This is a genomic window from Falsirhodobacter sp. 1013, assembly GCF_051195255.1.
GTDB lineage: Bacteria > Pseudomonadota > Alphaproteobacteria > Rhodobacterales > Rhodobacteraceae > Falsirhodobacter.
Genome location: NZ_JBNJLK010000004.1, coordinates 39,043 through 53,155 on the forward strand (window position 1 = coordinate 39,043; position 14,113 = coordinate 53,155).

At 66.2% G+C, this 14,113-nt stretch carries 12 protein-coding genes; 1 reads left to right on the forward strand and 11 read right to left on the reverse strand.

Annotated elements, in window-relative coordinates:
* Window positions 1–20: 20 nt before the first annotated feature.
* The 4 genes from recG to ACSHZY_RS08210 all read right to left on the reverse strand — a co-directional run bounded on the left by recG (window position 21) and on the right by ACSHZY_RS08210 (window position 5,329).
* Window positions 21–2,102, reverse strand: coding sequence for an ATP-dependent DNA helicase RecG (gene recG, locus ACSHZY_RS08195; RefSeq protein ID WP_435168009.1), 2,082 nt, complete (start codon window positions 2,100–2,102; stop codon window positions 21–23).
* Window positions 2,099–4,204: an NAD-dependent DNA ligase LigA gene (ligA, locus tag ACSHZY_RS08200; protein ID WP_435168012.1), complete on the reverse strand. Its 2,106-nt coding sequence runs from the start codon at window positions 4,202–4,204 to the stop codon at window positions 2,099–2,101. Before ligA ends, recG begins: the two co-directional genes overlap by 4 nt.
* Before the next feature lie 59 nt (window positions 4,205–4,263).
* Window positions 4,264–4,965 (reverse strand): response regulator transcription factor CtrA, encoded by a 702-nt coding sequence (gene ctrA, locus ACSHZY_RS08205; protein ID WP_435168015.1) that lies wholly within the window; start codon window positions 4,963–4,965, stop codon window positions 4,264–4,266.
* A gap of 91 nt (window positions 4,966–5,056) precedes the next feature.
* Window positions 5,057–5,329, reverse strand: coding sequence for a DUF1153 domain-containing protein (locus ACSHZY_RS08210; RefSeq protein WP_435168018.1), 273 nt, complete (start codon window positions 5,327–5,329; stop codon window positions 5,057–5,059).
* Window positions 5,330–5,446: 117 nt separating this feature from the next.
* Here ACSHZY_RS08210 and mnmA point away from each other — a divergent pair, with 117 nt between their 5' ends.
* Window positions 5,447–6,583 (forward strand): tRNA 2-thiouridine(34) synthase MnmA, encoded by a 1,137-nt coding sequence (gene mnmA / locus ACSHZY_RS08215; protein WP_435168421.1) that lies wholly within the window; start codon window positions 5,447–5,449, stop codon window positions 6,581–6,583.
* On the opposite strand, the gene lpxB is transcribed toward mnmA, so the two are convergent.
* The 7 genes from lpxB to rseP all read right to left on the reverse strand — a co-directional run bounded on the left by lpxB (window position 6,577) and on the right by rseP (window position 14,112).
* Entirely contained in the window at window positions 6,577–7,713 is a 1,137-nt protein-coding gene (gene lpxB / locus ACSHZY_RS08220) for a lipid-A-disaccharide synthase (protein ID WP_435168422.1), read from the reverse strand. The two genes, mnmA and lpxB, sit on opposite strands and share 7 nt — an antisense overlap.
* Window positions 7,710–8,498: an LpxI family protein gene (locus ACSHZY_RS08225; protein WP_435168021.1), complete on the reverse strand. Its 789-nt coding sequence runs from the start codon at window positions 8,496–8,498 to the stop codon at window positions 7,710–7,712. Before ACSHZY_RS08225 ends, lpxB begins: the two co-directional genes overlap by 4 nt.
* A complete protein-coding gene (gene lpxA / locus ACSHZY_RS08230; RefSeq protein ID WP_435168024.1) occupies window positions 8,495–9,271 on the reverse strand; it encodes an acyl-ACP--UDP-N-acetylglucosamine O-acyltransferase in 777 nt (258 codons plus the stop codon). Before lpxA ends, ACSHZY_RS08225 begins: the two co-directional genes overlap by 4 nt.
* Window positions 9,268–9,738, reverse strand: a complete 471-nt coding sequence (gene fabZ, locus ACSHZY_RS08235) for a 3-hydroxyacyl-ACP dehydratase FabZ (RefSeq protein WP_435168027.1) — start codon at window positions 9,736–9,738, stop codon at window positions 9,268–9,270. The genes lpxA and fabZ overlap by 4 nt, the downstream gene beginning before the upstream one ends.
* A gap of 60 nt (window positions 9,739–9,798) precedes the next feature.
* Window positions 9,799–10,353 carry an OmpH family outer membrane protein gene (locus ACSHZY_RS08240; protein WP_435168030.1) on the reverse strand — a complete coding sequence of 185 codons (555 nt, stop codon included), beginning with the start codon at window positions 10,351–10,353 and terminating at the stop codon, window positions 9,799–9,801.
* Entirely contained in the window at window positions 10,353–12,701 is a 2,349-nt protein-coding gene (bamA, locus tag ACSHZY_RS08245; protein ID WP_435168033.1) for an outer membrane protein assembly factor BamA, read from the reverse strand. The genes ACSHZY_RS08240 and bamA overlap by 1 nt, the downstream gene beginning before the upstream one ends.
* 76 nt (window positions 12,702–12,777) lie before the next feature.
* Complete coding sequence (gene rseP / locus ACSHZY_RS08250) at window positions 12,778–14,112, reverse strand: RIP metalloprotease RseP (protein ID WP_435168036.1); 1,335 nt, start codon at window positions 14,110–14,112, stop codon at window positions 12,778–12,780.
* Window position 14,113: the final 1 nt, after the last annotated feature.

Here is a 14,113-nt window from a genome sequence, read left to right on the forward strand (position 1 = left end):
AAAGAACTTTTTAAGAACCTTTAGCCAACTCTTAACAGCTTGATCGCCTCGTCCCGGCCCAGCAGCCACAAAAGGTCCCGCGCCGCCTGCCCCCGCGCACTGGTCAGGTCCGGGTCGCGCGTCAGAAGCGCCCGCGCGTCCGACTGCGCCAGCGCCATCAGCCCGGCCTGCCGTTCCAGATCCGCGATGCGGAATCGCGGCAGGCCGGATTGTGCCGTCCCGATCAGATCGCCCGCGCCGCGGATGGACAGATCCTCCTCGGCGATGCGGAACCCGTCCTCGGTTTCGCGCAGGATCAGCAGCCGGCGCTTCGCGGTTTCGGACAAGGGCGCCTGATACAGCAGCAGGCAGGTCGACTGTTCCGCCCCCCGCCCCACGCGGCCGCGCAGCTGGTGCAACTGGGCCAGCCCAAAACTCTCCGCCCGCTCGATCACCATGATGGAGGCGTTGGGCACGTTCACCCCCACCTCGATCACCGTGGTCGCCACAAGAACCCGCACCTCGCCCGAAGCGAAGCGGGCCATGACCGCGTCCTTCTCGGCCGGCGGCATCCGCGCGTGCACGAGGCCTACATCGTCCCCCATCACCGCGCGCAACGACGCGAACCGGCTTTCGGCCGAGGCGTAGTCGACGACCTCGCTGTCCTCCACCAAGGGGCAGACCCAGTAGGCCTGCCGCCCTTCGGCCACGCGCGTGGCCAGGGTGGCGATCACCTCCTCCAGCCGTTCGGTGGCCATCAGGGCCGTGGTGATCGGCTTCCGGCCTGGCGGCTTTTCGTCCAACACCGACACGTCCATGTCGCCATAGCTGGCCAGCGACAGGCTGCGCGGGATGGGCGTCGCGGTCATCACCAGAACATCCGCCACGCCCTTCGCCGCCAGCTGCATGCGCTGGGCCACGCCGAAACGGTGCTGTTCGTCCACGATGGCCAAGCGCAGGTCGCGGAACACCACGTCCGGCTGAAACACGGCATGGGTGCCCACAAGGATGTGCAGCGACCCGTCCGCCAGCGCCGCCAGCTTCGCCCGCCGTTCGCCGCCCTTGTCGCGGCCCGTCAGCACCTCAATGCGGACCCCCGCAGCCTCGGCCAACGGAGCAAGGCTTTCCAGATGCTGCCGCGCCAGAATCTCCGTTGGGGCCATCAGCACGCCCTGCCCGCCCGCCTCCACCGCCGTCAGCAGCGCAAGGAACCCCACCAGCGTCTTGCCCGCGCCCACATCACCCTGAAGCAGACGGTTCATCCGGTGCGGTTCGGCCATGTCTGCCGCAATCTCGGCGACGGCGCGGGTCTGCGCCCCCGTCGGACGATAGGGCAAGGAAGCGAGGACCTGTTCCGCCAGCCGCCCCGTACCCACCGTGGCCCGGCCTTCCACCCGGCGCCGGTCGGCCCGTGCCAATGCAAGGGTCAGCTGATGCGCAAACAGCTCGTCATAGGCCAGCCGCTGGCGGGCAGGACTGAACGGAGCGAGCGCCTCGGGCGTGTCGGGGTGGTGCAGGGCGTGCAAGGCGGTGGCCCAGTCCGGCCAACCTTCGCGCTTGACGACCGAAGGCTCGATCCACTCCCCCACCTGCGGGGCGCGGTCCAGGGTGCAGCGGACGGCCTTGGCGATGCCCTTCTGTGTCAGTCCCGCCACCAGCGGATAGACGGGTTCGCACATGGGCAGGTTCGCCGCCTCGCCCGGCAGAAGAACGTAGTCGGGATGCACCATCTGATACAGGCCGTCGAACAGCTCCACCTTGCCCGAGATCAACCGCCGCGACCCCTGAGGCATCAAACGCGTCAGGTAGTCGCCCTTGGCGTGAAACCACACGGCCTGCACGTCCTCCACTCCGTCGAACAGGTCAACGCGATATCGCCCTCCCTTGTTGCGGGGTGGATGGTGCTGGCCCACAGCCACCTCCACCGTGGCGACGGCAGGCGGCGTCACCTCTGCCACACTGTTGCGCCGGGTGCGGTCGATGGCGCTGTACGGCAGCAGGAACAGAAGATCGGCGGGCCGGCGCAGGCCCGCGCTTTCCATGATCTTGGCCGTTTTGGGGCCGACGCCGTCCAGCGTTTCCAGCCCCGCGAACATGGGGTTCAACCGGTCCGAACGGCTCATGCGTCGCCGATCAGGGCAAGCCACTCATCCTCGTCGATCATCTGCACGCCAAGCGCTTCGGCCTGCTTGGCCTTGCTGCCCGCGCCCGGCCCCGCGATCACCAGATCCGTTTTGGCCGAAACACTGCCCGCCACCTTGGCCCCCAGCGATTCCGCCCGCGCCTTCGCTTCGGCCCGCGACATCTTTTCCAGCGTGCCCGTGAAAACGACCGTCTTGCCCGCGACGGGACTGTTCACGGCGGCGCGCTGGCGCACCTCCTGCACGTCCAGATGGGCCACAAGGGCGTCGATGGCCTTCCGCTCCGCCTCGTTCGCGAAGGTGGTCACGACCGAGGCGGCAAGCACATCGCCCACCCCGTCGATGGAGGTCAACTCCGCCCATTCCGCGCCGCTTCCGACCTGCGCCGCCGTCATCGCCGCCTCGAACGCCTTCCACGTGACGTAATGGCGCGCCAGAAGCTGGGCCGAGGTTTCCCCCACATGCCGGATGCCAAGGGCGAAGATCAGGCGGTTCAGCTCGATCTTGCGGCGCGTCTGGATGGCGGCGAACAGCTTTTCGGCCGATTTCGGCCCCCAGCCTTCGCGGTTCTTCACCTGCTGCAGGCCCGACCCGTAGCGCGTCGGCAGCTCGAAGATGTCCGCGGGATTGGCGATCCAGCCGTCGGTGTAGAACGCTTCCACCTGCTTGGCGCCCAGACCTTCGATGTCGAACGCATCGCGGGCGACGAAATGCTTCAGCCGCTCCACCGCCTGCGCGGGGCAGATCAGCCCGCCTGAACAGCGGCGCACGGCGTCCCCTTCCTCACGCAGGGCGGGCGATCCGCATTGCGGGCAGTGATCGGGAAAACGAAAGGGCTGGGCACCTTCGGGCCGCTTCGATAGGTCCACGTCGGCGATCTTCGGGATCACGTCGCCGGCGCGATAGACCTGCACCCAGTCACCCACGCGAATGTCCTTGCCGCCGCGGATGACCTCTCCCTTCGAATCGCGCCCGGCGATGTAGTCCTCGTTGTGCAGGGTCGCGTTCTGCACGACCACGCCGCCCACCGTCACCGGATGAAGCCGCGCGACGGGCGACAGGGCGCCCGTCCGGCCCACCTGGATGTCGATCCCCTCCAGCCGCGTCCAAGCCAGCTGTGCGGGAAACTTGTGCGCGATGGCCCAACGCGGCGTCGCGGCGCGGAAGCCCAAGCGGCGCTGAAGACCCAGATCGTCCACCTTGTAGACGACGCCGTCGATGTCATAGCCCAGTGTGGCGCGTTGCTGTTCGATGGTGCGATACTGGGCCAGCATCTCCTCGACGCTGCGGCACAGCACCGTGAAGGGGTTCACCTCAAAGCCCATGCCGCGGAACCGCTCCATCACCTGGGACTGGGTGTCGGCCAACGGCACCGACACCTCCCCCCAGGCATAGGCAAAGAAGCGAAGGGGGCGGCTGGCGGTGATCGTGGAATCCAACTGGCGCAGGCTGCCTGCGGCCGCGTTGCGAGGGTTGGCGAAGGTCTTGCCGCCCCGTTCGGCCTGCCGGGCGTTTAGCGTCTCGAAATCCGCATGGGACATATAGACCTCGCCCCGCACTTCCAGCACGTCGGGCGCATCGGGCAGCCGGTGGGGAATGTCGCCGATGGTGCGGGCGTTGGCGGTCACGTCCTCGCCCACTTCCCCATCGCCACGCGTGGCGGCGCGCACCAGTTCGCCTTGTTCATACCGCAGTGACAACGACAGCCCGTCGATCTTCGGCTCCGCAGTGAAGGCCAGATCGCCCGCATGCCCCAGATACTTGCGGATTCGCGCCTCGAACTCGGCGATATCCTCATCCGCGAAGGCGTTCTCAAGGCTCAGCATCCGGACGCTGTGGCGCACCTTGCTGAACGCGTCCGACGGGGCCGCGCCCACATTCTCGGTCGGGCTGTCGGCGCGCTTCAGTTCCGGAAAGCGCGCTTCCAGCGCCAGGTTGCGGGCCTTCAGCGCGTCAAAGGCGGCGTCGTCCATCAGGGGCGCGTCGTCGCGGTGATAGGCGGTGTTCGCGGCCGCGATCTCTCCCGCCAGCCGCGACAGCTCGGCCTGCGCCTCTTCCAGTGTCAGATCGTCGACCGCCTTCACGCCATCCTCCGGTTCCGTTTCCCGCGCTGTCTAGAAAGACGCCGGGGAACAGTCCAGCGTCAGGCCGCGCCGACCTTCTGATTTTCCTGCGGGTCGCGCAGCACATAGCCGCGGCCCCAGACGGTTTCGATATAGTTGTCGCCGGCCGTGGCCTGGGCAAGTTTTTTGCGCAGCTTGCAGATGAAGACGTCGATGATCTTCAGTTCCGGTTCGTCCATGCCACCGTAAAGATGGTTCAGGAACATTTCTTTCGTCAGCGTCGTGCCCTTGCGCAGGCTGAGGAGTTCGAAGATCTGGTATTCCTTGGCCGTCAGGTTGACGATGCGGCCCTCGGCTTCCACCGTCTTCGCGTCCAGGTTCACGGTCACGGCACCGGTCTGGATCAGCGACTGCGCGTGGCCCTTGGACCGGCGGATGATCGCATGGATGCGCGCGACCAGCTCGTCCCGGTGGAAGGGCTTCGTCATGTAGTCGTCGGCCCCGAAGCCGAAACCCTTGATCTTGCTGTCCGTGTCGTCCGACCCCGACAGGATCAGGATCGGCGTGTTGATCCGCGCCAGCCGCAACTGGCGAAGCACGTCGTGCCCGCTCATGTCCGGCAGGTTCAGGTCCAGCAGGATCAGGTCATAGTCGTAGACCTTGGCAAGATCGATGCCGTCTTCGCCCATGTCCGTGCAATACACGTTCAGGTTGGCATGGGTCAGCATCAGCTCGATGCTGCGGGATGTGGCGGGATCGTCTTCGACCAATAAGATGCGCATGAGAATGTCCGTGACCAGTTCTTGAGGATACCTTGGAATCAAATGGTTAATGACCAGTTACTTTCATGTCTCTTTGGTTAAAGACATCCCTTCAGCGATATTTCTGCAAGGCTGTGACTTTCAGCGCCTTCTCTCCATGCCGTTCCACGGCACTCCGCCACAGCGCGAACTCCTCCTCGGACAGGTCGTAGCGGCTCAGCGCCTCGCTTTCCGAGATGAGATCGTGCATCACCGCGCGGACGACGATCGCCTTCCGGCTGGCCACCCATCGCCGCGTGTCGTTGGGCGGCAGATCCGCCCTTGTCAGGATCGTGCCGTCCGGCAACGTCACCTGGCGCGGTCCGGAAACTTTCTTCAAATACATGATCTTGCCCTCCTGTCGGGGGACATTGCGCCACGGAGACTTAAGCAAGTGTAAGCATCACCCTTGAGATTGCGTAGGATTTTCCTTATGTTGGCGGCCTTCCTGATCGAGGCTGCCATGCTGGACCATCCGCTCAACTCCCTGGGTTTCGCCAAGCCCCCCGCCGCCACGCGCGTGGTCGTCGCCATGTCCGGCGGCGTGGACAGTTCGGTGGTCGCGGCCCAGCTGAAAGAGGAAGGCTATGACGTCGTGGGCGTCACGCTTCAGCTTTACGATCACGGGGCGGCGCTGGCCAAGAAGGGCGCCTGCTGCGCCGGCCGCGACATCCACGACGCCCGCCGCGTGGCCGAGGCGATGGGCTTTCCCCATTACGTCCTCGATTACGAGAACACCTTCCGCGAGGCTGTGATCGACGAATTTGCCGACGCTTATCTGGCCGGTGCCACGCCCGTGCCCTGCATCCGCTGCAACGAACGGGTGAAGTTCAAGGACCTGCTGCAGACGGCGCGAGATCTGGACGCCGATTGCATGGCCACCGGCCATTACATCCAGCGCAAGATGGGCGACGCGGGCGCGGAACTGCACAGCGCCACCGACGCCAATCGCGATCAAAGCTACTTCCTGTTCTCCACCACGGCGGAGCAGTTGGACTACCTGCGCTTCCCCCTCGGCCATCTTGCCTCCAAGGCGGAAACGCGCGCCCTTGCCGCCCGCTATGGGCTGTCGGTCGCCGACAAGCCGGACAGCCAGGACATCTGCTTCGTGCCGAACGGCGACTACGCTTCCGTGATCGAAAAGCTGCGGCCGGGTGCGGCCGATCCCGGCGACATCGTGGACATGGACGGCAATGTGCTGGGCCAGCACCGCGGCGTCATCCACTACACGGTCGGCCAACGCCGCGGTCTTGGCATCGGCGGCCTTGGCGAACCGCTTTACGTCGTGCGGCTGGACCCGCAGGCCCGCCAGGTGATCGTCGGCCCGAAAGAGGCGCTGTCCACCCGCGTGATCCCCGTGCGCGAGATCAACTGGCTGGGCGACGCGCCCTTCGATTCGCAGCCCGAATGGCATGTGAACGTGAAGGTCCGCTCCACCCGCGCGCCGCGCCCGGCGATCCTGCGTCCCCTGTCGGCCACCACGGCCGAGGTGGAACTGCTGTCGCCCGAGGATGGCGTGTCGGTCGGTCAGGCCTGCGTCTTCTATGCCAATGAGGGTAGCCGCATCTTCGGCGGCGGCTGGATCTGGCGCGGCTACTGAAGGAAGTTCAGAACCGACCGCGCCGCCCGCAAACCGGGCGGTTCGCCGCCTTCGCCCAGACGCTGCATGGTCACTTCCATCGCCTGACGCTGGTGAATGGCGTTGCCTTCCCCCGCCAGCAGAGACAGCAAGGCCGGCGCGATCCGGTCCGCGCGACAGTCGGAGCCGAGATATTCCGGAATATGACGGGTATCCGACACGAGGTTCACCAGCGTCACCGTGTCGATCAGGGCCATCCGGCGCATCATCCACATGCTGACCTTGGCCATGTCATAGGCGATGACCATCGGCACCCGGTTGGCCGCCAGTTCCAGCGATACCGTACCGGAGGCCGCAATGGCCACATCCGCCGCCTTGAAGGCAACCCGCTTCTCCTCTGGATCCAGAATGATCCGGGGGGGCACGGGCCAGTTCGCGGTCAGGTCCCGCACAAGGTTTTCGATCGCGGGGATGGTCGGAAGCAGGACGCCGGCCTTGGGATGGACCTGCCGGATGCGTGCCATGACCTCGCCGATGACGGGGGCCAGACGGGTGACCTCGCTCCTCCGCGACCCGGGCAGCGCGAGGATGACGGGATCATGCCCCAACCCCTCGCGATAGGTCCACGCCTCGGCATCCGAAGCCACCGGCTCCGTCACGACGGGATGGCCCACGAAGTCGCAGGTCATGCCCACAGCGGTCATGTAAGGCGGCTCGAACGGCAGAAGGGCCAGAACATGGTCGATCCACTTCGCCATCTTCTCAGCCCGCTTCGGCCGCCACGCCCAGACCGAAGGCGCGACGTAATGCACCGTCTTCTGCCCCGGGCGGCGCATGCGGATCAACTGCGCGACCCGAAGGTTGAAGTCGGGCGAATCGATGGTGATGACGGCGGCCGGCTCCCCCTCGATCACCGCTTCGGCGCATTCGCGGATGCGGCGCTTCAGGGCGGCATAGCGCGGAAGCACTTCCGTGATGCCCATGACCGACAGTTCCTCCATCGGGAACAGGCTGTTCATCCCCTGCGCCTGCATCAGCGGACCGCCCACGCCGGCAAACTGCACATCGGGTACAAGCGTCTTCAGGCCGGCCATCAGCGCTGCGCCCAAGCGATCGCCCGACGGCTCTCCGGCGATCAGGAACAGCTTCATGATGCGCGGGCCCACAGGGTGATGCCCTGTTCCGCGGCCTCCGCCACAAGCGCGTCGCGGTCCAGCAGGATCACCCCGCCCGCTTCCCACGCCACGCAGGACAGGCCGGCCGCCACGGCGCGCCGGATGGTGGTGACGCCAAGCGTCGGAAGATCGATGCGGCGGTCCTGTTCGGGTTTCGGCGCCTTGAAGAACACGCCCCCCTTGCCCTGCCGCGTCGCCGCAACCCAGTCCAACATCGCATCCGTGCCAGGAAGCGTCTCCACCGCCAGACACAGCCCGTCCGCCACAACGGTGCCCTGCCCCACATCCACCGATCCGAGCGCACCCACGATCTGCGCGGCGCGGTCCGTGTCCAGCCGGTCCCGCTCGGTCAGGGCGCCCGCCAGAACGCCTTCGGGCGGCACCAGACCGGGCGCAAGGTCGGAAACGCCGACCACTTCGAAACCCGCCTCTTCGAACACGTCGACGACGGCCCGCAGAAGTCCGTCATCCCCACCCCGCATCGCGGCAAGGATCCGCGGCACCATGGCGGCCGTCTGCGGGTCGAACAGCGCGGGGTCCAGCGTCGGACGCCGCACGGCGCCCGCGAAGATGACCCGTTCCACATCGCGCGCGGCAAGTTCCCGCAGAAGCGGCGCCAACCGTTCCAGCCGGAACACGAGGTCCGGAACCAGGCCGTCCGGCAGAAAGCCGTCCATGGCCGCCACCACCGGATCGGTGACGGCCGCGGCCACGGCGGCCGGAAGGGCGCCGCTGCCCGCGATGATGGCGATCCGGCTCATTTCGGGGTCAGGAACGACCGGTCGGTCGCGGCCAGGATGAAGGCGGTCATCTCGCGCACATGGACGCTTTCCGTTTCGTCGTGCAGGCGACGGGCACGGTCCAGGAAGGTACCCTCCCCCTGGGCCAGCATCTGGTAACCGGCGCGCAGGGCGGTGATTTCCGACCGTTCCACGCCGCGGCGCTTCAACCCGACAAGGTTCAGCCCATCCAGCTCGCCCCGCGGGCCCTGCACGAGGCCGTGCGGCAGAACGTCGTTCGTCACCATGGTCACGGCGCCGATGATGGCCCCGCGACCCACGCGCACCCATTGGTGGATGCCGGACAGCCCCCCCACGATCACGTCATCGCCCAGAACGCAGTGGCCCGCCACCGCCGCCTGGTTCGCAAGGATCACGCGGTCTCCGATGATCGCGTCGTGGCCCACATGGCTGCCCGTCATGAACAGCCCGTCATCGCCCACGCGCGTTTCGCCGCCGCCGCCTTCGGTGCCCACGTTCATCGTGGCCCCTTCGCGGATGCGGTTGCGCTTGCCGATGACCAGACGCGTCCGCTCGCCACGGAACTTCAGGTCCTGCGGAACCTCACCCACCACGGCGAAGGGGAAGATGACCGTGTCATCGCCAACCTCCGTCCAGCCGGTTATGACCGCGTGGCTTTTCACCACGACGCGATCACCCAGCGTGACTTCCGGCCCGATGACGCAGAACGGCCCGATCTCGCAATCCTGGCCAAGCTTCGCGGCCGGATCGACGATGGCACTGGGATGGATCATGACGGCTCCTTCCGGAAGTCCATCATCGCGCTGAACTCGGCCTCGGCCGCCAGTTCGCCGTCCACCTCGGCCCGGGCATTGAACTTCCAGACCTTTCCGCCGCCGCGTTTGGTCGTCACGGTCATGACCAGCTGGTCGCCCGGAACCACCTTGCGGCGGAACTTGCACCCGTCGATCCCCATGAAATAGACCAGCATGTTCTTGTCGGCGAGGCCCATGGACACGCCCACCATCACCGCCGCCGTCTGCGCCATCGCCTCGACGATCTGCACGCCCGGGAAGATCGGCGCGCCTGGGAAATGGCCCGTGAACTGCGGCTCGTTGAAGGTCACGTTCTTGATGCCGACGGCCGACTGCATCGGAACGATGTCGCGCACCTTGTCCACCAGAAGAAACGGATACCGATGCGGGATGATCCGCTGGATCATCTGGATATCGGCCTCTTGGGGGATGGTCGCGTCGGTCATTCCAGCTCCTGAATGTCTTTGCCGAACCAGTTAACAAGGCAGGCCCGTCACCACAAGGCGTCACGGCGCCGGGTCGTTCCCGAACAGCTCCGCGCCGTCGCCCAAAGCCGTGTCCAGCCGCGCGATCGCCTCGGTCGTGACGTCGATCAGGTCGAAGGAAACAAAGACACTGCCGCGGTCCAGAATGGCCAGCGCGCCTTCGTCCTGCATCAGCTGGGCCAGCACCGGAAGGGCCGCCTTGAAGAAGGCTTGACGGTCCTCTTCCCGCATGCGGGTCAGGCGCCGGGATTTGGCGTCCTGCTCTGTCCGGGTCCGCTCGGCCTTCGCGTCGAACGCGTCGGCCAGCTTGCGGAATTCGGCCGGGGGCATGGTGTCGCGCTTGGCAGTCAGGTCGCGCTCTTCGGCTTCCAGCTCCGCCTCCATGCGGCGATTTTCCACCATCAGCGCGCGGGTCGCATCGTCCAGACGGGTCTGCGCCGCCTTGCCGGCCCGCGCCTCGTCGAAAAGCCTGTCCGGCACGACGGTCAGGATGGGGCTTTCGGCCGCCGCCTCGGGCGTCTGCGCCACGACCGTGGCAGGCCATAACGCAAGAACCAGAAGCAGCGCCCGCAGCATCAGAACTTCGTGTTGATGGTCAGGTCGAAGTTACGCTCCTCGTCGTAATCTTCCTTGGTCAACGCCTTGGTGAAGTTCAGGCGCAGCGGCCCGATTGGCGTTGTCCAGAAGATCGAGAAGCCGACGGAGGAGCGGAGGTTGAAGTCGTCATCCACCGCCACGCCGTTCGTTCCGATGTTGTCGTCCAGACCCCAGACCGACCCCGCATCCGCAAACAGGCCGCCCGTGATGCCGTATTCGGCCGGCAGACCCAGCGGGAACTCGCTTTCCAGACGGGCGACGGCGAAGTAGTTGCCGCCAAGCGCGTCTTCGTTCGACGCCTGAAGGTCGCGCGGGCCGATCCCGTTCGGATCGAAACCACGGATGGAGTTGCCGAAGTAGCGGTTCGGCACGGTGGACACCTGATCGTCCAGCATCGTCAGGGCGCCGCCTTCGAACACGGTCCGCAACGTCACTTCCTCGTTCCAGACACGGCGCTCGGCCAGGGCCGTGACGCTGGTCTTGATGTAGTTCACATCGCCGCCCACGCCCGCGAAGTCCTGCCCGAAGCGCAGCAGCACGCCGCCCAGCGGGTTGATGCCGCTGGTCCGGGTGTCATAGCTGTAGGTGTAGCCCACCGAACTGGTCACCAGCGCGCCAAGCTCTTCCTCGCGCTGCAGGATCTCGGACGAGCCGTTTTCGTCGTCCGTGCCGTCCCCGCGCTCCACGCCCGAAATCTCGTCCTGCGCGATGCGGTAGCGCAGTTCAAGACGGCCGTTCTCGCTGACCGGGAAGGTCAGCGACGGGCCAAGGCCGATGCGCTTGGTGTTGTAATCCGCGTTCTCGTTGTCCGTCTCGGTGTAGTTCGCGCTGAAGCCGAAGCGCAGGTCGCGCCCCAGGAAGGCGGGTTCGGCAAAGGTGAAGGTGGAGTTCACGCTGTCGCTGCCGGTCCCGATGTCGATCCCCAGATACTGGCCACGACCCAGGAAGTTCGATTCCGAGAAGCCGACGTTGAAGCCCACGCCCGACACGGCGCCATAGGCCACACCGAAGGACAGCGAGCCGGTCGGCTGTTCTTCCACGTCCACGTTCACCACGACCTGGTCAGGGCTGGACCCCTGCTGGCTTTCCACCTGCGCGTCCGAGAAGAAGCCGAGCGCGCGGATGCGTTCTGCCGCCTGACGGATTTCGCGCGGGTTGAAGGGGTCGCCTTCGACCGTGCGGAACTGACGGCGGATGACCTGGTCCTGCGTGGTCGTGTTGCCCTCGATGTCGATGCGTTCGACGAAGATCCGGGGCCCGCGCACCAGGGTGAAGGCGACGTTCAGCGTGCCCGCCGCCTCGTTTCGCGTGATCCGCGGTTCCACCCGGACGAAGTTCAGGCCTTCCTGAACGCCCACATTCTCCATCCGCGTGGTCACGTTGTCGATCGACGCAGGCGAATAGTAGCTGCCCGACTTGATCCACAGCTGGTCCTGGAAGGGCTTCAGGTCCACCCCCGGCACTTCGGAGGCAAGCGACACGCTGCCCATGCGGTAGCGCTGGCCTTCACGGATGTTGAAGGTCAGGAAATAGGATTTTCGGTCGCGCGTCAGTTCGGCCGAAGGGGAGGCAATCTGCACGTCGGCAAAGCCACGCGAACGGTAGAAGTCCAGCAGAAGCTGACGGTCCACTTGCACGCGTTCGGGAATGAACGTGTCGGCCGAGATCAGGCGGCGCAGGACGCCCGCCTGACGCGTTTCCAGAACCTGGCGCAGACGGCGGTCCGAGAAGGTGCGGTTGCCGGCGAACGCGATGCGCTCGACCTCGGTGATGCGGCCTTCGGTGATGGCGAAGACCAGGTCCACGCGGTTTTCCGAGCGGCGGATGATCTGCGGCGTCACCGTCACGGCCGTGCGGCCACTTTGCGAATAGGCCCGCGTGATCTCGGCGGCGTCCGCCTCGGCCTGCGAGGGTGAATAGGCGCGCAGCACCTGCGACTTCACCACCGTGGCCAGGTTCTCGTCCTTGAGGATGGAGTTCCCCTCGAACGCGATCTGCGCGATCACGGGATATTCCTGCACCTCGATCACGAGGGTGCTGCCCTGAGGCTGCAACGACACGGTCTGGAACAGGCCGGTGTCGGAAATGCGCTGATAGGCCTGGTTCAACTCGCCGGCCGACAGGGACTGACCCGCAGAGATGCCGGCAAAGGACAGGACGGTCGGAACGTCGACGCGTTCATTGCCACGAACGACCACGTTCGAGAAGCTGTAGCTTTGCGCCAGCGCGGGAATCACGGCCGCGCCGACGACCGCCGAGCCGAGGAAAACCGATACGACCGCAGGTCGCAGCCCGACCTTCGCTGCGCGACCTCTCATGCGTGCCATTTTCACTGCCCCGTTCTTGAACTTTGTTGCGTCCTGACTAGCGGCAATGCCGGGGCTTGTCAAAAGCCTGCGGAGGTCAGGGGCACAGAATATCGTTGCTCAGCGCGAACACCATCAGACCCAGGATCAGCGCAAGGCCCACGGTCATGAAGGCCTGCACCACACGCGGGTTGGGCGGGCGGCGCAGCACGGCCTCGGCGGCATAGAACACAAGGTGGCCGCCATCCAGCACGGGAATGGGAAAGAGGTTCATCAGCCCCACCGCCACCGACAGCACCGCAAGGAACCACACGAAGCTTTGCGCCCCGTCCGACGCCGCCGCACCAGAAGTTTCGGCAATCCCGATCGGACCTTGCAGATTGCAGGTGGAAATGGCGCCCGTCACCATGTGCCACATCCCCGAAAGGCTGGTCGTGACGATGGTCCAGCTTTGCCGCGCGCCCAGATGCAGCGCCTCCAGCGGGCCGGCGCGGCGGGTTTCGGGATCGAAGATCAGGCCGCCGGTGATGCCGATCAGCCACCGCGTCTCAAACCCGCCATCGGGCGTCGGGATGTCCTGACGTTTCGGCGTCAGGGACACCTCCCGCGGGGTGCCGTTCCAGACGGACAATGTGACCGGCTGGCCGTCCGTCGCGCCGATGCGGTCCCGCAACTCGGTGAAGCTGCGCACGGGCTGGCCGTCCACGGCGGTGATAACGTCACCGATCCGCAGCCCCGCCTCCTGCGCCGCCGAGGTGGGCGCGATGGAAGACGCGACGGGCGGGAAGGGGAACGGACCGTTCAGCGTGATCTTCTGGCCATCACGTTCCACCTCGTACCGCGTGGTGTCTGCGGGCGGCAGGTCCGACGCGATGGTGAAGGCGTCGGACAGCGTGGCCACGGGCCGTCCGTCCATCGACAGGATCAGGTCCCCCGTTTGCAGCGGGTCCACCTGCCCCGGCATCGCCCGAACCTCGCCCACCACCGCATCCTCGACCGCAACGCCGGTCGTGAAGGTCACCCCGGCAAAGACGAGGATCGCGAACAGGAAGTTGAAGACCGGACCCGCCGCGACCGTCGCCGCCCGTGCCCAAAGCGGCGCCCCGGTCAGCGTGCTGCGGCGTTCCGCGGGCGAAAGGTCGGCAATGGACGCGTCGGGTTGGGCGGACGCGGCGTCGGCGTCGCCCTTGAACCGCACATAGCCGCCCAAGGGAAGCAGTGCCAGTTGCCAGCGGGTGCCCCGCCGGTCCGTGCGCGCGAAGATCACCGGCCCGAAGCCGAGCGAGAACACCTCGGCATGGATGCCCGACCAGCGGCCGACGATGTAGTGGCCGTATTCGTGGATGGTCACGATGACCGACAAGGCGACCACGAAGGCCAGCAACGTCCAGATCAGGCCGCCGAATTGCGGGATCAGCTGCGCGATGTCCATG

What these genes read in the sequence shown, in the direction of transcription:
- recG (WP_435168009.1), bottom strand. Translation starts at nt 2,102, where the DNA reads ATGAGCCGTTCGGACCGGTTGAACCCCATGTTCGCGGGGCTGGAAACG.
- ctrA (WP_435168015.1), bottom strand. Translation starts at nt 4,965, where the DNA reads ATGCGCATCTTATTGGTCGAAGACGATCCCGCCACATCCCGCAGCATC.
- ACSHZY_RS08210 (WP_435168018.1), bottom strand. Translation starts at nt 5,329, where the DNA reads ATGTATTTGAAGAAAGTTTCCGGACCGCGCCAGGTGACGTTGCCGGAC.
- mnmA (WP_435168421.1), top strand. Translation starts at nt 5,447, where the DNA reads ATGCTGGACCATCCGCTCAACTCCCTGGGTTTCGCCAAGCCCCCCGCC.
- lpxB (WP_435168422.1), bottom strand. Translation starts at nt 7,713, where the DNA reads ATGAAGCTGTTCCTGATCGCCGGAGAGCCGTCGGGCGATCGCTTGGGC.
- ACSHZY_RS08225 (WP_435168021.1), bottom strand. Translation starts at nt 8,498, where the DNA reads ATGAGCCGGATCGCCATCATCGCGGGCAGCGGCGCCCTTCCGGCCGCC.
- lpxA (WP_435168024.1), bottom strand. Translation starts at nt 9,271, where the DNA reads ATGATCCATCCCAGTGCCATCGTCGATCCGGCCGCGAAGCTTGGCCAG.
- fabZ (WP_435168027.1), bottom strand. Translation starts at nt 9,738, where the DNA reads ATGACCGACGCGACCATCCCCCAAGAGGCCGATATCCAGATGATCCAG.
- ACSHZY_RS08240 (WP_435168030.1), bottom strand. Translation starts at nt 10,353, where the DNA reads ATGCTGCGGGCGCTGCTTCTGGTTCTTGCGTTATGGCCTGCCACGGTC.
- bamA (WP_435168033.1), bottom strand. Translation starts at nt 12,701, where the DNA reads ATGGCACGCATGAGAGGTCGCGCAGCGAAGGTCGGGCTGCGACCTGCG.
- rseP (WP_435168036.1), bottom strand. Translation starts at nt 14,112, where the DNA reads ATGGACATCGCGCAGCTGATCCCGCAATTCGGCGGCCTGATCTGGACG.